Consider the following 315-nt stretch of genomic DNA (forward strand, 5'->3'; position numbering starts at 1 on the left):
TCCATGTGTTCCTACAACAACATTTTTGCCTTCATATTTATCTAAAGCCATTTCAATGCCTTTAATTCCTCTTTGTTGGGCACTCTTGTTTGACTCTCCACCTTCCCAAGAAAAATCAGGGTTGTCCCAAACCTTTCTAATTGCTTGCTCAAAATCATTAACATCTTCCTTCGTTAGCTTTCTTTCTTTAAATTCATCTACAATTTGAATCTCCCTGCCCAGTGTTAATGCTATTCCTTCAACCGTTTGTATAGCCCTTAAATATGGACTTGAGATAACATGATCAATGTTTTCTTCTCTTAGTAACTCTTTGAC

General features: G+C 36.2%; 1 protein-coding gene. It reads right to left on the reverse strand.

Annotated elements, in window-relative coordinates:
• Nucleotides 1-315: histidine phosphatase family protein (locus KVT11_RS19650; RefSeq protein WP_217609127.1), on the reverse strand; the 315-nt coding region annotated here is incomplete at both ends.

The organism is Bacillus sp. GbtcB10, assembly GCF_019091365.1.
In the GTDB taxonomy this organism is placed as follows: domain Bacteria; phylum Bacillota; class Bacilli; order Bacillales; family Bacillaceae; genus Bacillus; species Bacillus altitudinis.